Genomic DNA, 20318 nt, shown 5'->3' on the forward strand with positions numbered 1-20318 from the left:
TTGCTACCGCTTTCTACCTTTTAGCGGCTCAAGTGGCAGGCAAGGTGCGTAGTGGGATTCGATGTAGATATTGGCCGAAAACATTTCTACGACCTGCTTTAAGGTTTCCTCTTTGAGCAGGTCGGCAAGGTCGGAGGAATTCGCTCGTATCTCACCCCACGCACGGATTTTAAGTGCCTTGGGTAATTGGCTCAGCTTGACGAGTTTTTCATTTCCGGCGTAGACCAACACTGGAACTGGCCAGCTATCCAACCCTGATGACGACACTTGATCCATACACCCTCCAAATTCGTGAGTGCGTCTATTTGAGTGCATTTTCGTTTTCGGTGCATGTCAACTTGATCGCTTTACTCGTTATGCTCCCATTATCGAATCCTATTGAAGGATTTCTGTCTTAAGGTATTCAAATGATCGTGGTTGTGGGCTCTCGTTGCCCAGAGGCAGTTTTCAGATACGCGATGTTGATCAAGGCTCTAGGCCACACTACGCTTGGGGTGAAGGCAATCTCACCCCTATTGAGTTGCATCCAAGACCCCAGGTCGGGTTTGCTGTTACTCGAAGACGGGTTCGTTCCGAACGCGTCAGCTGGCACCCTGATCAATCAGATTCGAAGCACGCCAGGGCCAAAGTCAGCCATTCCGATAATCAGGGTATGGAAGGGTCTGGTTCTTGCGAGTGGCTACGACTTAGAGTCGGTCGTCACTGTCAGTGGTCCCGTCACAGGTTCAGACCTTGAGGGCGCAATGCGAAGTCTCGGATTGGGTAAGGGAGGATAGGGCAGGAAAAGCAATGCACAAACTCACCATGGCAGCTCTCGCTGCTGTCGTTTTGGCCGGCTGTTCATCGGCTCCCCAAGAGCAACAAGTAACCACTTACTCTTATGAGTCAAAGGTCCATTCGGGCACTGTTAATGTGACTGAGAAACAGTACACAAGTAGTGTTTTGACGTGCGCACCTAACTGGCGCGATGGGCCGATCTATACCCCAAAAGGCATCATCCCTATTGGCCATGACCACCTCAACTTTGTCATCAATTTGTTCGCTGATGGCCAAGAAGAGAAGACTTACACGTTCGATGTTCCGCAAGCCCTCGGCAGCCGGGTGCTGGCAAAGGACTTTCAGCAGGGCAAGGAATTCATGCTCCAAGCTGAGTCCAATGGCATCGTCCAGCAGGGTGAGCATTTCGCGTATCCAGAAGGCTATTACGTTCGGATAAGTCAGCCATCAGTGCAGGGTAGTAACTTCGTCTCCTGCATCGGCATTGACCACATGTACGTTCTCGACTCCGACCTTCAAGCATCTTCCAATCCACCGATCCAGCTTGATCGAGTTGTAGTGCCGTTCGTCATGGATCAGGTGAATCAGCCCGTTAAAGTATCTTTCGGTAGCAAAATCCAACACATCGCTGAGATACGAGTTCAACCATGAATGCCTGCGTGATCAAGCTCGACCAACAGCGCTTATACACCGATTTGCCGGCTAGCCTTGTCCGCGAACTGCTTTCGGACGTACTAGCCAGGTATGAGAGCTTCTTCACGTTCAGCGAGCCTGTATACCCTGATGGTCAGCCGGAGCTGCTTTATGAGGTGCTATTCAACGGTTACGGGCTCAAGCCATGCGGAGCAACCGTTGGGATAGAAGTCGTTGATCTTCGCGCACTGCGCGTTGAAGCCAGCGCTTCACCGAATGACCAGTGGAAGGACGTTTTCGCTGGACGGATTCTCGCGGCGACTTTCGCCAGCACCATCAATTGCCCATAGGAACTGGAATGCGTTACCAAGCCCTCTTTCTGCTGTTTGCAGTTGGCACCGCGAATGCTACGACCCTAGAAGTCGAAGTGTCTCAAGGCAGCCATGAAACCGAACGCTACACCTATCAACTCACAGATGAGCGGCAGACACTCGATCTACGCGAGTCCGGTCGCTACACCGTGGCGATACAGGACAAGATTCGAGCGAAGGAAATTTGCCGAGAGGCAGAATTCCGTACCGGAATCATGATGACTCTGAGGCAGGTCGAAAAACCTGCTCATGGGAAATACCTCGTTGAGGTGGTTGGGCAAGTCTCAAAGCTCAAGCGACTTGAAGAAAAGGAACACCTCGACTGTGGAACCAACATGGTTCCAATCATTGAAAATGCGGCCTTTTCTGATACCTCTTTGATTGAGGTCGGACGACCAAAAGCCATGGTCGTGGACGGCAAAACAACCCTACTGCTGACAGTGAAGGAGTAGGGTTAAGCCCCAGTGTACCTAGGGTCGAACTGATAGATTCGATTCTAGTGGGGGTCGCTGTATTTCCGGTCATAGGGCGCTCCGTAGTGGGCGCCTTATATTTTTGACGGGCGAGGGGGGTGATTAGGTATGCGTAACCCTGCTTTTGAAATGAGGATCAACGCCATCAAACCGGGAATCGTTGGCTATGTAATGCAATTGAAGATTCAGAGGTGCTTGACCCTGCTGCGTTCGATTCGGCATTTACACACCGACATGCCGCCAATCAAAACAATGCAAGCTGATTTGGATGGGCTTCCAAGGTGTCTAACAGTGGGGCGTAATGAACCCTGTAGCCGATCAGGTTGAAGCGCACCTCACACCCTTTGCAGATGAAGAAGTTCTGGATGTTCTCCAAGCTTCCAGGATGAACCTGAGCCCTCGGGGCTTCGAGTTGCACTTCTCGACAGAGCGACACGGCTGGCATATCTATTGTGTCGAGCGAATCGATGCAGAGATGAAGTAAGCCATTGTGAACTGCATACGCAATGTTGGTTGATGCTTGTCTCATAGGCGAAGCCACTAAGGTTTAGACCTGCATGATAACTGGGGTATGGCAGCTAGTAATCACAACCTATGACCTTTGTACCCTAGTTGGGTGGAAACACGTCGGGCACTTCGTGGATAGTGAGGTAGCACATTGACTTGATGACCAACTCACGGCATGCAACCAACCATTCACTTCTATGATTCCCAATTCATTGGCGCTCCTGCGTACGGGCAGCTGGTGTCATTTGACTCTCTATTTCTGGCCGCTGGTGATGTGGCCGACTATCAGGCTAAGATTTACCTGCGCCCAGATGTTTCGTTTTCCCCCCAGGCAGTGGAGCAGGGCGATTGCTTTGCAGTTGACATGGCCAGCGGGATTTCTGAGTACCAATGGTCCCGAAAAGCATTCGATCTATTTGCTACCCCAGGGGCGCTGCACATTGGGATCGGTAACACTGGAGCTCTGGACAGCTTCATACGCTTCGCGCAATACCGCTGCCTGAGCACTTTACCCAACACCTCATTGCCGTCCGGTGCCCATTATCTGGACCTTCTGACGTTGTGCAGAGCTATCAACGCGTTGAGGCCCGAAAGCGCAGCAATCTCTCTACCCAACGAGTGGGGGGAATTGAGGAAGCGCGAGTACATCTGCAACCAGATGCCACATGAATCCCGAGCTCGTACGGTAAAGGAGCTTGCTTCCAGCATTATGGCTGCAAGTCCTAAATTGATGGCCCACGCTATAAAGCATTCATCCCCGGCCAAGATTGGAGCTTTATGCGGTTTGGTTCATGGCCAAGTCGAGAGCCTATCCGAAATGCGGCCCGTTTTTCTCTGCCATGAACAGCTACTCACTGATCGAGGCTACGGGGTCTTTTTGCCTTTGGGAACAGACCCTCAATACCAAAACATTGTTTACATGATTGACCTTCAAGCGGACCTATCAGCGTTAATCGCAGATCGCGGTTCCAGCGTATCCCGGTTCATTCGCACCGAACCTTCACAGCAGGACAGACCTGTTGTTCGGGTGAATCTCAACCGAATCCCGTTCGCAAGTCCACTGGGTGTTCTTGATCGCGCCACCGCGATGAGGCTTGGAATTGACCCTGGCGAGGTAAAGCGAAATGCGGGGCTCCTACTCGACAAAACCGATCTGTGCTTGGCACTGTTAGAGGTGTCAGGGGCTTCCGATGCCAATCTTAATGGGGACCCCGATTTCCAACTATTCGGCGCAGAGTATCTGCAAACCGACCTTGCTCTGCTCCAGCAACTTCATCGAACCGATCCCTCAAAATGGGAAGCCCTAATCTCGACGGCTCAAGACGCAAGGATTACGACGCTAGGGTTGAGGCTGATCAGGCGCTGCGCTCCTGCACTATTAGGTGAGAACGATTTAAAGCTATGGCATGCGCACTGCGCGAGCCGGCTGATCGGCAGAGCTGATTTATCTCGAATTAACGCGACAAAGGATTACTGCAACACCATCGCAAGCTCGACCGCTTACCCGCAGGGTATGCGTGCTGCTGCACGCCATTGGCTCCACACAACAGAGATCAGGAATGAGTCCAGGAACAACTTTTGACCCATTCGAAATTATGGGTTTTACCGGGTATATCGACCCTGCAACTGGCAGGCAAGAGCAGTACCTGACACTCGCGCATTTCGTTTACTCCGAACGCTTTGCAGGTGTAGACGAGCATTACCGGCGATATTTGCTCCAGATGGATGACCCGGAGATATTCAGGCTGGAGGTGGATGGTGTCGGAATGGTTGGGCAAGAAAATGAGGACTGGATTGCAGCAGGGCAGCATCTGCTATACGCCGGCATATTCATGCAGGCCCTCTCAAACCGTGAGCGATTTGGACAATTGCTGACGAATGCCGATCAATTGTCTATCGCGAGTTGCGCATTCAGTCAGGATGCGGCACAGGCGATGGGGCAATTCATCGGCGATGTACTCAACCCCCAGGACAAGCTGAAAGTAATGTTCCTTGGGGATTGTCGTTACGAGGACTACATCGGCAATTGCATGAGCGTGATCTTCGGAAAACGTGCGCCTCAGTGCTTGCTGGCTTTGGAGGATGATGGGTGCTCGCTTGGAGTTTCCGCGTTTGCACGTAAAGCGCTAGCACCGTTTTCGTTGCTCAGTGCCTCCCTAACTGACGAAGCACTGGTAGAAAACATTCGACGCCGCTGCACTCACGTTTTTCATTTTGAGGGTGGCCATAGTTCGGACCTTACGGAGCGAGTGCTTGAGCAGTTGCGATCTGCCGAGTTCGCAATTACGCCCATCCCGGAAAAGCCATGAAGGTGTTGTTCACGTATACCCCTCGGGTATTAGTGCTTGCTTCGCTGTTTCTCTCGGGCTGCGCGGCTAAGAATCCAGAATGGCTAAGATCACCATCTGGAGCATATTGCGCTTCCGGCCTCAGTGGTTCTTGTTTAAAAGCCCTTGCTGCAAACATTTATACCGACGCAACTGCAAAGCAGGTAGCTGCGCAGGCGGCCTCAGCTGCGAAATTGTCCGGCACTGCGACCAAGGTTGCACAAGTCGCTAGCGCAAGTCCTGGGGCCGGCTCAGAGGCCGTGAAGGGAGGGGAGGGGGCAGTGTCGAACGGAACTGGCGGGGAGGGCGCGGAATCAGTTTCGGATAAACCAGCTGTAGAGAAAGTTGTCGATGCCAGCGCAGTTGAGCCTGCAAAAGACGCAGATGGTTCTAATTTCACTACCGCAGCTGCCAAGTTCGATGGCTCAATTCCCAAGCTTGTATTTGGCATTGCTGCTATTGGAGCCACAGCTGCTAGCGCTGATGGGTACACGCCTACCGATAAGGCCATTCAGTCTAAAGAGGCTGGTGCCATTTTGAATGTTGGGTCAGGCCCGGTTTCACATGCGCAGGTCGCCCAGGCGGGAAAGATTTCTGACAAGGAGCTTCGTGCTGATGCACTTTCAGGGCTTATTTCTCTGCATGCTCGATCAATGTCGGAGGATCAGATCAACACTGTATTGAATGAATTGTACTCTCTCGACAAAGCGAAGTATGCAAATGCCCTAATCGTAAAGCTTCCCGGACTTTTGAAATCTGGCGATTTGGAGCGAGCCAGTGCGTTGCGTGGAGTGTTACTTGCCTCCAAGTCCGAGACGGATAGGCCGTTCTCGATGCTCGCTTTCGTCGCTTCCTGCTACACGATGGCAGGCATGAAGCAAGATGCTGGAGCAATCGTCCAGGATTTCTTAGAGGATGGGGGCGAGCTATCCATTGATGACCAGAAGCTCATCACCTTAGCGATCAGTGTCTCGAACGGTTCATACCCAATGATGCAGGAGTTCTACGACTTCAAGTCGGACGAAGCACGGCTCAGCGCTTACCTAACCATTGCAGTGATCGCACGGCAACTCGACAACCTAAAGGTCGCTCATCGAGCTGTTGCTGATGCGGTGAAATTCATTCAGAAAGCTGCTGTGAAGGTGGACCGTGAGAAAGCCCTCAGCCAGATTCTTGCAGTTTCACCGGGCATCATCTGATTTGGCTGAATAAGCCCGGTATCAATGGACGAGGGTTTTGGCTAGCAACTAACCCTCTAGGCGCCTTAAAAAGCACCTACAAGATGGTTTGATCCACCCCAATTAAAATTTGGGAATTTCACACCCTTCGTCGATGACACAGCAATTTAGCCTTGAAGATTGACCCATCAAATGAAAATTCGGTGGGAGCAACACATGGCCACGCAAGCACAAGTAGTCACCAGCACTGAACGCATCGGGTTCGTTATTCCGACTGAACTCGCCGAGTTCCCAATCAACCCGAGTACCGACCTGCGCCTTACTCGTGAGCAGGAGCAGGCTTTCGGTTTCAAAATCATGCAGCTGACCCTCGATCAAATGCAGGCTTTTGCCTGTGATCGTGAGGTTGTATCTCAAATGCTCAATGATGTTGAGGGCGCATTTACTAAGGACAACAGTGCGGAGAAGGCCGTGGCCCTGGTCAAAGTTGATGGTTTGTGGGTACGCAACGGCTCTGTGCCAAGCGCAGAGTTCGCTCATCTTGCACGCCAGCGGATTGCACGGGTTCGTTCAGGACTAGCAGCGATGAGCGCTCTTGATGGCCAAGACCGAGACTTGTTCTACATGGGGGCGTTGGATTCCCTGCGCGTTGCGCTGGCCGAGGTTGTTCCCTACGACATGATTCTGGCGAAGGCCACCAAGTCTTTCGCGGAGCGCTGTTCAGACTTGAGTTCAGCCTGCCGGGATTTGGTCATGTATGTGTCTAAAGAAATGCACCTGAGCCGTCCTATGGTTCAGCGATTGTGCGAGCAGTTCTGGTTGTCCAACAAACTGCCTGCTATCTGCTTTGGTGCCAACCGCTACGTTCAATCGATCATGCCTGCCAGTGCAAAACGGGACTTCCGTTTCGGCATCCTGGAGCGCCAGCAACGAATCGCCCGAGTCGCATTGGCAACCGGCGTCCCTGTCATTGAACTGCTTGGTAGTTGGTCGGTATTCCACAAACAGCACCAGCAGATTGATCGACTGTCTGGAGCGTTCGCCAAGGTGAACACCAAACTGGCAGATAAGGTGGCGCGAGAGTACGGGTTCGCCACTGACTTCGGTGAGGTTCGATCTGCTGCTGACCAAGGGCTGACACGCGCAATCACCCTTTACGCTCCTGAGAAGGGAATGAAGTTTTCCACTTATGCCGTTACTTGGATCAAGCAGACGATCATCAGAAGCCTAATTCAGCAAGACCTTATCCGTCTCCCCGAGGGTAGCTACAAGTTGCTCGGGCGCGTGCGAGCCGTATTCGCAGACTCTCCTAATGCAAGTGACGAGTACGTTTGCTCAGCTGCCAACGTAAGTTCTGCTGAGCTTGATTCACTGCGGCCCTACTTGCTGGGCAACGGTGCCATGTCTCTGGACAGCATGATTACTTCTGACAACGAAGAGTTAGGGCTTCATGGGGTGATTGCTGACGAGAACAATGACTTCGCCGCCGATCTGGAGAAACAGAACGAGGGAGAGTACGTGGTGGGCCTGATCCGCGAGGCTCTGTCGGAGCAGGAGTTTTTCGTACTGTCACATCGTACTGGCCTGGGCGGCGTGAAGGTGTTCCAAGGCATTGAGCTTTCTCGCCGCCTGGACACATCGCCACAAAACATCAGTCGTCTGGAGAAAAAAATCCAGGCAAAGCTTTCCGCTATTCCAGGATTGAAAGCAGTGTGGGAGCAAATGTCTTGCTGATTAGCAGCGGGCTTTCAGTTCTAGTGCTGACTCGATTTGTTGCGCGGATGCTGAGGGGTTATCCAGTACGAGTTGGCACATTTCAATCACACCCTCAAAGTCACCCATGTTGAAAAATAGCTGCGCCATTTCGATGTGGTTGTCAGCAGTTTCATCCCGTTCTTCAACAGTAGGGCTAATCGGCAGACTGTGTTCGACACCGGCTCTAGCGGATTGAACTGACCCGCTGCTCATGGCGCTGTTTGAAGGCTCTAGCTGATCAGTGGCTTGGCGCTTTTGCTCTGGTGATAGTGAGTACCCGCTTTGACGCATCGGCTGTTCTGGCGCAGCAAGGTTGTCGGCTGGCACCTTTTCCCCTTCTACCGTTTTTGATCGGTTGCTTATCGTGTGCAGCCAGAGGGCGAAGAATGCCCCCAAAGCCACTAGTAGGCAGATCAGGCCTGCATATTTGAATCCCACAAAACACCTCAACAAAAATCAAGTTTGGCTACTGTATCTGGTTCGACAAGCTGTTTCCGCTCAACCATATGCAGTTTAGGGGATTCTGGGGTAGCACTCTGAGATATAAGACTTGGAGTAAAAGTCCGTGATTGAAACCCTACCGCTAACCCGCCGTCGCTTTAATAAGTTGTCTGCCGCAGCCATCGCTGCAAGCGCACTCGGCCTAGGTGTCGTATCCACAGAAGCAAGGGCCACGATGGCAAGCGTTGCAACGCTTCTTTTCATTGACCCTGCAACGCTTGAGTACAAAGTCTTTGGCCCCTGCTGCTACTTCTGCCAGGACTATATGATCGTCTCCCACTATCAGCCGGTCGTGCTTTGTGAGGTAGTCAAAGGAGGCGGGGATACGGTGGTGGGCCAACCTATTGGTGGGCCATTGTCTGCCGGCGTTGATTCGAACAGCTACACCAGCATGCACGTACGGCTTTGGGAAATCCCAGACTGGGCTGTGAACATCGCTATGCTCGGCCAAGGCTGCAAGATGTGCGGGGTTGATCAGGCCAAAAGTAACGCCACACCGTCAGTAGTCGGCGCTGTCACGGGTATTTGTTCAGCGGCCACAGACAAGATTATGGGCGCAGCCACATCTGCCGCGAACAACGCAATGCCCAACTGCTTCCCCAAGCTTTTGTACACGACCGAGGTAGACCCGGCATGGAATACCGGCTGTAGAGACTGGTTGATGTTCACTCCCACAGAAATTGAGTGCTCAGCAATCGGAAGTACGATTTCGAGTATGTTTGGGCTTGAGCGGTGTATCGGCACTCAGTGGGGTCCGCTCTATCCCCGTCAAATGGCCAGTAACAATGACAATCCTGTTATTGCTGCTGGGATTGCTGCCTACCGTGCTCTTCATACCGCTCGTAATGCAGTGGGCACCTTGCCCTTCGACACCTCGATGATGGTGGGCAGACTTCAACAAACATTCCCAAGCACGACGATTGGTCTGGGAGCCGGCAGTTTTGCGCTCGACTCATTCATGAGGCTTCACAACGTTAACCTCAGCGAAATTTACGCATTTGTCTGGTGGCTACCAGTGGTCTGCTGCAAAGAATATGAGGAAATATTTGGATTCTGTGAGCCTTCGGTTCCTTGTGGTTAATAGTTTTTTCCGCGCATGCGCGGGATTCACCACGTTTATCTTGAGACAGATGGGATGGCAAATTTCCGCGCATGCGCGGAAAAATGTGCTGTAAGCGATGACACGCTTATTTATCGCTCATGCTTTTGGCAGCCTAATGAGGAAGCCATCATGAGCAAAAGCACGCAAATCAATACTGCACCAACATTGCGGCAGTTCGCGACATACCTTGCCGAAGGAGAATTGGTTGTTACCTCTAAGCTTGGGACTTCCACCGTCAGTCGAGTGAAGTTCAGGCAATTAGAATATCCAGCTGGCGTGGGGGAGGGTGAGGCCTTCATCCGCCAAAGAGTAATGACAGAGTTCCCAGTCGCCGAAACCATGCTTGGGCCCATGTTTGAATTATGCATCTGCGATCAAGCCAGGGCAGTTAGCAGTCTTTTGGGGGCATGAAAAAGGGGGCTTAGCCCCCTTCTGTTAAATGACGCCTACTCCGTAGTGTTTCGCCAGTCTCTTAGCAAGTTGAACAGCAGTGTGGCTTTCATCCACTACGCCGGCAGCGCGAGCAGAATCTGGCATTGAGCGTGCGGCACACTCATCACCTTCCTGCGCGAGAACCATCACCGTCTTGTGCTTAATCTCTTTGAGAGCAGCTGTCCCATCGTCCCCCAGCCCTGAAAGAATTATGACCCCCATCCCCCCTGTCTTCGAACGCCGAATAGATCGGAGACTGGCGTTGATCGAAGGGCTCGGCTGGTTGGGCAACTGAATACGGCGTGTAGACAACCGCTCTCCCGAAACCTCAACCACAGTATCTCGCTGTACCAGATATGCGTACCCAGGATGGATTAGGATTCCATCAGTGGCAGTTTCAACCTTCCAGCTGTTCTGGCGGCTGTTCAGTACCTTTTGGAGGGATGCTGAACCACTGTCGCTACTGATGTGCTGCGCGATGATCAGTGCGATAGGGAGGCTGGGAAGGCTAGTCAGAAATTTGGCCAAGGCATCGGGACCGCCACTACTGGACCCAATCAGCCAAATGTCGTTTCCGTGGGTAGCCTGCTTTGAAGTGTTAATTTCGGCAGCGAGGTCTGGTAGAAGCCGGGTTATTTCATCCACGATCTTCTTGCGCCAAGCCAGTCGCTGATCGTGTTGGAGAGGGTATAGCTGGGTTTCACTGAGGATCGACTTCGGCTCACTCTTATCGAGCATTTCCAAAACGCAATCCAAGTCCATGATCGACGGCTCGGAGTAGTCGATGACAATGATGTGATCATTGCTTTGGGAAAACACACCGTCCTCCAGCGCAGCAGTGTCGTAGACAGAAATCTCCCCAAACAACGGTTGCAGAAGCTCAACCATGATTCCTGCTTGAGTTCCGTTTTTTGTAGCTATTCCGATTCTCATGCTGCTCCTACTGCGACGATTTCTGGGCACACATTCCGCACCGCTTCGGTGAAGGTGGCACGGTCATATGGTTTGGGCAGGAACTCAGTCACTCCGACCTCAAGAGCCATGTCTTTAATGTTGCCGCGAGTCGTCAACATGATGATTGGGGTTTCATGGAACTGTTTGATTGCTCGAAGTCGTCTGGTCAGCTCAAGGCCGTCCATTCGTGGCATTTCGCAATCCACAACAAATAGAGAAGGCACTCCGATGCGGGGTAACTTGTCTAGGGCATCGTGACCGTTATTGGCCGTGGCTACATCCCAACCATGGCTGACGAAGTGTTTGGTCAGAAGTCTTTGGTAGCCAGTGGCGTCATCCACAATCAACACCAGCGGCTTGGCTTCGCGTTTCACTCGGCGAATGCGGAACATTTTCGCTTTGTAACCGGTCTCGGTCATCTTGAGGTTCAAGCGAGCCATTTCGATTACATCAAGGACCAGGGCAGGTGTGCCGTCATGCACTTCTGTACTGCCGATGACACCTTTGACTGTGCTTAGGATGCCTTCGAATTTCGTGACGTGGATTTCAGGCATCGAGATACCGTTCTCAACCTCGATGGCAAGGCGCGTGCCTCCTTGCTCCACCAGTACGAGGCTCGTATGGCTTGGGGATTGTGCGGTATTCCGTTTCAGGTCTGGCACTGCCATCAGATCAGCTAGGTGGACAACATCGTAGGACTGGTCGTCATAGGAAATGCTGGCTTGGCCCGGTTTCGCTTTAATAGCCAGCAGTTCGGTCGTCGGATAATCGAGCACCTGGGTCATGTTGAAAGTCGGAATGGCAAACCACTGCCCGCTGATACGGCAGACAAGCGCACGATTCGAGCCGACTGTAATAGGCAACTCAAGGGCGATTGTTGTCCCGGCTCCCATCTTAGAGGTAATGTGCAAGTGGCCACCCAGGGCGCTGATACGGCTTCTCACAATATCCATTCCCACCCCGCGCCCTGCGAGTTCTGTAACGGAGTGTGCCGTAGAAAACTCGGGCTCTGTGATCAGATGTAAGACTTCCTGCTCTGACAGGGTATCGTCAGCCTTGATGAGTCCCTGGGTGATAGCTTTCTGCTTGATCGCCATCGTGTTGATACCGCACCCATCATCAGTCACTTCGATGACGAGTGATTTCGCTCTACGGCTCGCTTTCACAGTGATAACCCCAACAGCTGACTTGCCCACCTTTGTCCGTTCATCTTCTGTCTCTATGCCATGAGCAACCGCGTTCGTTACAACGTGGCGGAGGGAGTCACGGATAGATTCAAGAAGCTGGCGGTCGATTCGGGTGTCACTACCAATGATCCGCAGGTCAGCCTTCTTCTGGCTCAGTTGCAACGCGCTACCCAAAGCGCCCAGCAGGCTTGGCTTTTCATTGTCGAACATTACTAGCCGTGATTGCAGGAGGTCGCGCTGCAAGCTCGCTGCCACCTCACCTTGGAATGTGATTGCGCTGGCCATGATAGATGTCTGCGTAATGATGTCGTTTGCGTCTTGCAGCAGCTGTTCAATTTGCGCCAGCGTTTGAGTATGGCTGTGTGATAGGTGATTGAACCTTTCCAGATAAAGCCTCTGATCATCAGTGGTGCCTTCGACCTCTGATGTTCTGGAAACGGTGTTGGTGATGTTGTTGAAATGGCGCAACTGTACTGTGGTTTTATTACTGTGCATCAGAAGCAAGCTGAGCTTTTCACGCAGTGCTGCGACAGCTAGGGTCATATCCCGATTCAGCGTTGTCTGCCGATAGGATGATGCTTTGAGTTCGTTGGAGAGCTTGACGGAGTTGTCGAGCATAGCCAGCTCGACCTTTATCTTTTCTGCACCTTTGTTGCCTTTACGTTCGTTGCGAGAAGCATCGCGGTGGCTCTCGGTAGCCTTGTTGATAAGGCTCATCACCTGCGGGCTGATTTCCCGCACAGGGGTTTCAATTTCGGTGTAGTCCGGCTCGCCCTGGAAGAAGTCAGCGTCGAAAACGACTCCTTGAGCGGCAAGGGATTTTGTCGCCTTCTTGGCGTCGAACTGGCGTTGACGCTCACCAACTGCTCGGCCACGCATACCTCTGAAACCACGCCGGGTATGGCTTTGTTCTTCGTCAGAAGGCGGGGAAACCTCTGCAATAGCATTTTCGCTTTCATGCTCGCTGGCTGCTTTAGTGCCGCTATCGCTTTTAACTGGAGTTGCAATACTTGGGACCAGCTCATCTTCGATTAAGACAGCTGGTTCTAGAGTTTCCGATTCCGGCTCAAGCTCTGGATAGGTTTCAGTCTCGACTTCTATTGAAGCAGAAGCAGCCGCATCAACAGGTTCTGAGACGGGCGTGGGCTCAGTCGGTGTAGCTGTAATGGCCGGCGGTTGGGCGGCTACTGGAGCACCGTAGGATGCACTAATGATCGCCGCGAGTTGGTCTCCGTCAACTCGGCACAACTCGCAGGCATCACTCACGAAGTCATTCAGCGCGGGCAGTGATCTGTAAGGTTCCCGGTTTCTTACCGCATCGCTCATTGTGATTAACTGGTTGAGCACAAACGTAGTCAGATCAATGCAGTTTTTATCGGGCTTAATTGCACCAGATGCCATGGAGTCAAATAGGGACTCCATATGATGGGTGAGCGTTCGGATGGCCCCAGCACTGATAATCCCGGCAGAACCTTTCAGTGTGTGCATGTGGCGACGAATAGTCAGCGTCACCTCACGGTCAGACGTGTCTTCCATCCAGGCGCTGATATTCTTCTGAAGCTCAGGAATTACCTCATCAGCATCACAGACGTACAGGTCATAGTCTTCCACGTTGTAATCAAGCTCTGGCTTAACCAGCACTAAATCTGTGGTTGATGTAGTAAATTCGTGTCGATGGGGTTCCGCAGACTGAGGCAATTCCAAACCTGGGATTTCTTGGTAGGCAGCGACTCCGTGAGTGGAGTATTCGTTTTGTCCCTCGCCCATCGGTTGCATTTCAGCGTCATCAATCTCAGTTGCTCGCTCAGCAAGCAGATTTGCGCCGATTAGCGTTCCTGCAATCTCAAGCCATTCTGGGAGTTGGGCACTACCGTTTTCCCACGGGAAATCCTTCTGGTACAACTCAACGCTATCCAGCAGTCCTCCGAACGCATCGGCTTGCTGGTTGGTGAGTGAGTCGTCTTTGCCTTTTAAGGCGTAAAAGCGCGCCTCAAGCACGTCAAACAGAGTGCTGATTGCTACGGACTTAGCCGAGCCAGAACAGCCGTGGATCGTGTGAATGGCTCTGCATTCTTCCTCGGTAACAACCAGCTCGCCGCGATTTAGGTAATCGCGCAACTTAGTGAGGCTTTCAGCGAACTCTTCGTCGAATAGCTTTTGTAGCTCTGGATCGTACCCCTCTGGCATTGCCGGATCAGACTGAGGGTTTGCCAATTCAGCATAGGGGGGTGTATCGGTTGTATGAGAGTTACCGTTGGCCTGCGTGTGTCCTGTAAGCGTGGCCACCTCACGGATGGCATCAACTAGGAATAGGTTGATCTTGCCCTTTGCTGAGTAGTCATCCATGCACCGGAGAATTGTTTCGCATGCACGCACGAGGGTTTTAGCTGCGCCTTTGTAGTCGAACGAACTGTCGTCACTTCGCCCAGGCAACATAATCGCAAGCTCAGAGGCATGACGGCACAGCTCAGCAAACTTCTTTTCACCCTTGATCATGGACGCGGCATTGAGCCGCAAGCATGCAGCTGAATAGCTGTTGAGTTGGGAGCTGACGTTGGGTGCTCCGTCCTTGTGAAATTCTTCGATGATGGGACGAAGTTCGAAGATTTCCCGTAGCAGGGGGTCCATACCATCGTCTTCGGAGCCGCTGGCCTCGAATTTAGCCAAAAGGTCGCTATGGGTGATTGTTCTGAATTCAGAAACATCGAGGCCCATGTCGCGCACTGCGCTGGTCGCAACTTCGATCAGCGTTGAAGGAGGCTGTAGCTTGCTGGTGATGTACCCCAGGTACATTTCTATAGACACCAGAGCCCTTGCTGCAAGAATCAGCTTTGGCGACTCTGCCAACACGCTGTCTCGAACCTCTGCGCTGATGACTGTGACAATCGCGGCCAGAATGTTGGCGATTGTAATTGAACCGGCGAACTCGTAGACGTTGGCCAGTTCGCGGAGCGAATCCAAGGCCGCAAGAAGCTTGTCAGACCCAACACCACTGTCTACGTGGGTGGCAATCATCTGGCTGACTTTTTTCAGCTCGGCAGTTGTCTCGGTAGCAATTCGGTCGATCACATCAGGGGTGACGTTTTCGATTTGTAAGAGATCAGCGGCCTCATTTCGCCGCATGTTGGTCAGCCTCGAATCCAGGAATAGGATTTGGGTTTTGACTGTCTCAATCACCTCTGGGGTGAACTGCTGTGGACTTGTAACGCCTTTCAATGAGTCGGCCAGATAGAAGCTGACCTCAGATAACTCGTCCTCATCGAAGATGCCAAAGATGTTTGCGATGGTACGCATTGACGCGTCAAAAGCTTGGACCTGAATCTCAAAACCTTCCGGGTGCCTGGCATTTACGGCTCGACCAAACGCAATCATCGCGGATTCCAGGCGCGGTTTGATTTCAGGCAACACGTCTGTGATTGAGCGGACACTCTGGGTGGCAAGCTGGTTTTGCAGCTGGTCAATCCTTTCTTCCTCGACGTTTTGCTTAATGTCGAAGTGGCTCACAACCGCTATAGAAGTTTCCGTTTTCTTGCGGCTGATCGACAGTGCGTTGAGCAGCGATGAGAATTTTGCCGGGGAGAGGTTGAGTTTCGCTTCCGTTTCCCCCAGTGGGAGCCGCTGGGTCGCAACCATTACAACCCGTAGGGCTGTCGTCATTACCGGAGGGACGTAGTAATTGTCAGCAATGATCACGTCGATGATTGCTTCGCCCACCCACCAGTAGCAGCCAAGCTCTGGATCATTCGTTACACGTTGGAGTTCGCGCAGGTGGTCCCGCATATCCGACCATGCAGCATCACCGGGCTCTTTCAGAGCCTTCGCATACATCGGGCCAAACTGAGAGGCAGCCTTCTTGAATACGCGCTCACGCTCATTCAGGTCGCAATCACTTTCGTGTAGTGGCGGACTTTTAAACCCGAAGGTGAGATTCACCGGCAGGGCGCTAGCATCTGACATTGGGGGCACCCCACGCAGAGCACGCATCTCATTGATGTACTTGAGAACCACGCCCGGAGAGTCGTGAGCGCCTTCGATGACCATGCTGATGTAGCTTGGCAAAACTTGCAGGGAGCTTTGGATTGCAAGCAATGCCTTATCCTGCTCTGACGGCTCAAACCTATCTAGGGCGACACTTGCCAGCGTTCTTGCTTCGTTTGCCAGCTCGAAACTGCCTGTGCTAGCAATAACCCCTAGGGAGGACGCTATGGTGGCCAGCAGATTGTTAAGTTCTTCCTTGCTGGCAGCAAGCTTTTCGTTCTGGTTTGCAAACCAGATAGGTTCTGCGCCGTTAGGAGGGGTGAAGATGCGGTCGCGAAGGCTGGTGATGCTCACCATGGCCAGCTTGCAGCGCTCGATGCTCTTTTCAATTGGGGTGCGGACCCAAGACAGGTGGGCAACTTTCACAGCGTTCATGATTGTTTCCTAAAAACAGGTGCGGCAAGTGAGTGAAGGCGCTCAAAACCTTGGGCGCTCCAGTTTGCTTCTTCGGCGGGGGCAGTGATCAGATAGCCCCCGTCAGCTAGGAGGCAAGACAGGAGGTCAAGAATTCGCTTCCGCGTCCTGCTGCGGTAATAGATGAGCATGTTCTGGGTGATGATGATGTTTGGCGCTGTGAAGTTGATCGGACGTTCGCCCAGGATGTTGTGTTGTTCGAACGTAACGAAATCTTTGATCCAGCCAAACCGCATCCGCTGTCCGCTCTCGATCCGTCCAGCAAATCGTTCTGGTATGGCTGCGTTGGTGCGATAGATTCCAGACAGGGCGGTGTCAATGCAGGGTTCTGACACATCGGTGCCATGGATGTGGAAGTTTGGGAAGCTTTGCTGGGACAACTCAACCGCCAGGGAATAGGGTTCTTCCCCGGTTGAGCAGCCAACCGACAGGATGCGAGGTCTAGGAAAGTCACGGGCCAGCTGTGCGACTAGCTGAACAACCGATGGGTTTCTGTAAAACCTAGTTTCGTGATTCGTGGCGAGGTGAATAATTTGTGCCCAGGTCGAACGCGAGAGCTGCCGGCTGATTGCTAGACGGTACAGCGATACTGCTGTTTCGTTTTGAGCAGCCGCAAAGCTTTCCAGAGCCCGAAATAGCGCCGGCTGGCGTTCTTGAGCAACCTCAATTTTGAATCGAGTGAATAGCAGGTCTATCCACACTTCCTGATCGTCGAGTTCAGCAATAGCTTCGGCCATTCCACCACCTAGACTTTAAAGCGTGCGAGCGTCATACCCACGCGCTGCGCTTCGCTATTGAGGTTGCTGATCGCTGTTGCCGTCTGCTCGCTGGCCGAACTGTTGTCGGACGAATAGTGGTGAATTTTGTCCATCGTGTCGGCAACTTCATCCGATCGTGAGTTCAGGTCTTTCGTTTGGCCCGCAACGCTGATGATCCCATCGACAACCTGGGTTACGTGCTCACTGATCGCCTGCATAGCTTTGATAGCGTTCGAAGACATGGATGTCAGCGACTTAATGTCTGACTGGCTTTCCTCCAGGACGTACTGTGTGTCCTTTGCTGCCGTATTGATGGATTGCAGATTCGCGTAGATGAGGTCAGCTGCCTCTTTGGCGCTATCGGTCAGCTTTTGCATTGCGTCGCCGCTGAGTTTGATCCGCTTCGCTACCTCGGGCTCGGTAATAGAGTCCGCTGCAAGGTATGCGTTGAAAGCTACCGTTGCCGACTGGTTAGCGACTCGCCGTACAACATCTACCATTTGCTCCAAGCTTTGGATGTTTTCACTCATCGCTTTGGCTTGGTGCATGATGTTCATGTTGGATTGGGAGAGTTTCACGACTCCTTCGTGTACCTCTTGCACAGCATTGGAGCCCGTCTTGATTTGCGTCCCTACGGCAAGAGATGAATCTTTGGTACGACTAAATACGCCGTCGAGTTGTTTGGTGAAGTCATTCAACTCAGTCACCAGCTTGGCGATGTGTTGAATGGCTTGATCCTGCTCAGCGCGGCTGCGCTCAGTGCTTTTAGCCATTGCAAGTGTCTGTTCAGATGCAGCAGACAGGCTAACGATGGTTTGCTGCACGTCCTGGACGACTTCTCGGACCCGAGGAAATACCAAGTTAAGGGCAGTAGCGATTTCGTGTGTCGAGTCCCGTTGCTCGGTAAAACTCACTGTAAGGTCGCCATCCCCTGCCGTTTGAATCTCTTCGTTAAGCATGCGCAGGTCTTGCGAGCGCTCTTTCTGAGACGACTGAATCGTATTTGCCAAGGACTCGGCTTCCCGAGTGTGAGCCCGCGCCTCGCGCAGGATTAGCGTCACGCCGCTGATCACGACAATTAGCATCAGGCCTATCGAACCCATCATCAGCAGTGGGGATACGAGCCGCGATTGAGGAAGGGAGGTAATCGAGTGCTGGAGGCCATTGATTGCGGCTTCCAGGTTCTCTCTTTCAGCCCAAATCGACCGGGCATAAGGTGCGTTTTCCACCGTCCCGCTGGAAGACTCGACTGCTTTAATTGCTAAACGAGAAAGCGATTGCGCTGACTTATAGCTTTTCAGCAAAGGCTCGATCAGGGAGTTGTCCCTAGGCATTGAGCTGCCCACAGATGCCAGGGCAGATACATAGGATTTGCTAGCGTCGAGAGCCAGATTCAGGCTGTCTGAGGTTGGTGAAGATGAGCTGGACAGCAACTCGATGCCATCAGAGAGGCTGCTTTGAGCTTTTACCAGAACCTGTTTAAGACGCGCATCCACTGCTTGGCTTGCCTGAATCCGCTGAATTGCTTCTGCGGATTCTGTCAGTAGTGTGCCTGCCATTTGACTGGCTTCGCTTGCTTGTCGCTCAAATGCGGTATTGCTTCCCCGAGAGTTGCTGATTTGCTGAATCGCGGTCAGCACCTTGCCCCATGCTGTATCGAAGTGCTCAAGGCTGCCATTGCCATTGCCGATGCTGGGAAGTGGCGGAATGCCCGCAGTATTGTTGCCCCGGCGAAGGGCAGATACAGAGGCGTCAACCTGACCTGCAATCTGTTGGAGCTGGCCTATGTAGCTGGCATCTGTAGATGCTTTGATAGATAGGGTGATGGCGTTGAGCGCTGAGCCTTGGAGTGTGTTGGCCTGGGCGCTGTAAAAGCGATCCGCATTGACCCCGGCGCTGTACTGGTATGCGCAGAAACCAGCGAGGCTCCCAGTCAAAACCATTGCGGCGAGGCAGGTTGGGATAAGGAGATTCTTGCTCATTTAAGGCCTCTGGACTGGTAGTTCGACTGCACGGAAGTTCGGGTCGCGGATGATGTTGTCGAGGTGGATCAGTGCCCACTTTTTCGATCTGGCCGAAACAACCCCCACGCAATACGGGGTTAGCTTCGCCGGAATAGCCATATCCTCAAGGGCCGCATCCTCCAGCTCGTAGACCGGGATCATGTCTATGATCTCGTCTGTTTGAAGACCGTAAATTGAGGTGGAAATCGGATCGCGGAGAATCAGCGTTGTAGTTCGGTCGTCGTTCACTTCCTGCTGGCTGCCGGTGGAGAGCCCTAGGAAGGTCGGGAGGTGGAAATACGAAACCAGATCACGACCGATCCGTGCGTTCCCCGTGAAATACGGTTTAGTGCCGGGGATGATCAGCGGGTCGGTTGGTGTGGGCGTAACTGCGTCCAGGTTCGATGTGACGCATAGACACAAGGTATCGCCGAGGCGAAACGCGGCGAGGCGTTGGTCTTTGCTCGCGACGTTACTCATACAGACCCTCCATGGTAAGCAGGGCCTGCTCAATGCTGTCTTTCGAGAATGGTTTGGTGATGTACAGATCGGCGCCGGCAATCAGCCCTTTCTGCTTGTCAAAAATACTGGCCGCGCTGGAAAGCATGGCTATAGGCATTTTTTCAAATTTTGGGTTGGCCCTGATGATGCTCACCAGTTGGAGCCCGCTTAGATCAGGCATTTCCACGTCGATGAAACACGCATCAGGCATGTTTGAGTTGATTATGTCCAAGGCTTGAAAGCCGTTGGTTGACTCGATCAGCTCTTTTCCAAGCTGCTGTACTAAAACTCGATTCGCGAGCTTCCGCACAGCTGACGAGTCATCCACTACGCAAATTCGATGAAGTCTCATGGGTCTATGTTTCGCTCAACCATTTACTTACAAGTGCGAACCCAAAGGCCACGAA

At 52.6% G+C, this 20318-nt stretch carries 17 protein-coding genes; 9 read left to right on the top strand and 8 right to left on the bottom strand.

Translation table 11 applies throughout. The annotated features are described in order from the left end of the window. Positions 1-3 precede the first annotated feature (3 nt). On the bottom strand, positions 4-276 hold the full coding sequence (locus tag GHO41_RS13645) for a hypothetical protein (RefSeq protein ID WP_153433835.1): 273 nt from the start codon (positions 274-276) through the stop codon (positions 4-6). Positions 277-789: 513 nt separating this feature from the next. Between GHO41_RS13645 and GHO41_RS13650 the strand changes: the two genes are divergently transcribed. The 7 genes from GHO41_RS13650 (at position 790) to GHO41_RS13680 (ending at position 8000) form a co-directional block, all read left to right on the top strand. Further along, positions 790-1428, top strand: a complete 639-nt coding sequence (locus GHO41_RS13650) for a hypothetical protein (RefSeq protein WP_153433836.1) — start codon at positions 790-792, stop codon at positions 1426-1428. After that, a complete protein-coding gene (locus tag GHO41_RS13655) occupies positions 1425-1760 on the top strand; it encodes a hypothetical protein (RefSeq protein ID WP_153433837.1) in 336 nt (111 codons plus the stop codon). The genes GHO41_RS13650 and GHO41_RS13655 overlap by 4 nt, the downstream gene beginning before the upstream one ends. Before the next feature lie 8 nt (positions 1761-1768). Continuing rightward, a complete protein-coding gene (locus GHO41_RS13660) occupies positions 1769-2233 on the top strand; it encodes a hypothetical protein (RefSeq protein ID WP_153433838.1) in 465 nt (154 codons plus the stop codon). Positions 2234-2936: 703 nt separating this feature from the next. Continuing rightward, positions 2937-4343: a hypothetical protein gene (locus GHO41_RS13665; RefSeq protein ID WP_153433839.1), complete on the top strand. Its 1407-nt coding sequence runs from the start codon at positions 2937-2939 to the stop codon at positions 4341-4343. Further along, positions 4321-5070 carry a hypothetical protein gene (locus GHO41_RS13670; RefSeq protein ID WP_153433840.1) on the top strand — a complete coding sequence of 250 codons (750 nt, stop codon included), beginning with the start codon at positions 4321-4323 and terminating at the stop codon, positions 5068-5070. The genes GHO41_RS13665 and GHO41_RS13670 overlap by 23 nt, the downstream gene beginning before the upstream one ends. Next, a complete protein-coding gene (locus tag GHO41_RS13675; RefSeq protein WP_153433841.1) occupies positions 5067-6287 on the top strand; it encodes a hypothetical protein in 1221 nt (406 codons plus the stop codon). The genes GHO41_RS13670 and GHO41_RS13675 overlap by 4 nt, the downstream gene beginning before the upstream one ends. A 195-nt stretch (positions 6288-6482) precedes the next feature. Next, the gene (locus GHO41_RS13680) at positions 6483-8000 is read left to right on the top strand and encodes a sigma factor (protein WP_178126513.1); all 1518 of its coding nucleotides are present in this window, start codon (positions 6483-6485) and stop codon (positions 7998-8000) included. Here the strand turns inward: GHO41_RS13680 and GHO41_RS13685 are convergent, their stop codons facing one another. After that, on the bottom strand, positions 8001-8459 hold the full coding sequence (locus tag GHO41_RS13685; protein WP_153433843.1) for a hypothetical protein: 459 nt from the start codon (positions 8457-8459) through the stop codon (positions 8001-8003). 127 nt (positions 8460-8586) lie between these two features. On the opposite strand from GHO41_RS13685, the gene GHO41_RS13690 reads away from it, so the two are divergent. After that, positions 8587-9603 carry a hypothetical protein gene (locus GHO41_RS13690; protein WP_371928914.1) on the top strand — a complete coding sequence of 339 codons (1017 nt, stop codon included), beginning with the start codon at positions 8587-8589 and terminating at the stop codon, positions 9601-9603. Positions 9604-9753: 150 nt separating this feature from the next. After that, a complete protein-coding gene (locus tag GHO41_RS13695) occupies positions 9754-10035 on the top strand; it encodes a hypothetical protein (protein WP_153433844.1) in 282 nt (93 codons plus the stop codon). A 24-nt stretch (positions 10036-10059) separates the two neighbouring features. Here the strand turns inward: GHO41_RS13695 and GHO41_RS13700 are convergent, their stop codons facing one another. From GHO41_RS13700 to GHO41_RS13725, 6 genes are read right to left on the bottom strand one after another with little or no spacing between them, the layout of a single operon-like run. Next, positions 10060-10944 (bottom strand): chemotaxis protein CheB, encoded by an 885-nt coding sequence (locus GHO41_RS13700; protein WP_178126514.1) that lies wholly within the window; start codon positions 10942-10944, stop codon positions 10060-10062. Positions 10945-10985: 41 nt separating this feature from the next. Then, on the bottom strand, positions 10986-16610 hold the full coding sequence (locus GHO41_RS13705; RefSeq protein ID WP_153433846.1) for a response regulator: 5625 nt from the start codon (positions 16608-16610) through the stop codon (positions 10986-10988). After that, entirely contained in the window at positions 16607-17386 is a 780-nt protein-coding gene (locus tag GHO41_RS13710; RefSeq protein WP_153433847.1) for a CheR family methyltransferase, read from the bottom strand. Before GHO41_RS13710 ends, GHO41_RS13705 begins: the two co-directional genes overlap by 4 nt. An 8-nt stretch (positions 17387-17394) precedes the next feature. After that, positions 17395-19389: a methyl-accepting chemotaxis protein gene (locus GHO41_RS13715; RefSeq protein ID WP_153433848.1), complete on the bottom strand. Its 1995-nt coding sequence runs from the start codon at positions 19387-19389 to the stop codon at positions 17395-17397. After that, entirely contained in the window at positions 19390-19890 is a 501-nt protein-coding gene (locus GHO41_RS13720) for a hypothetical protein (protein WP_153433849.1), read from the bottom strand. Next, on the bottom strand, positions 19883-20239 hold the full coding sequence (locus GHO41_RS13725; protein ID WP_371928915.1) for a PleD family two-component system response regulator: 357 nt from the start codon (positions 20237-20239) through the stop codon (positions 19883-19885). The genes GHO41_RS13720 and GHO41_RS13725 overlap by 8 nt, the downstream gene beginning before the upstream one ends. Between the last annotated feature and the right edge of the window lie 79 nt (positions 20240-20318).

Source organism: Pseudomonas sp. FSL R10-0399 (assembly GCF_009600165.1).
GTDB classification, from domain to species: domain Bacteria; phylum Pseudomonadota; class Gammaproteobacteria; order Pseudomonadales; family Pseudomonadaceae; genus Aquipseudomonas; species Aquipseudomonas helleri.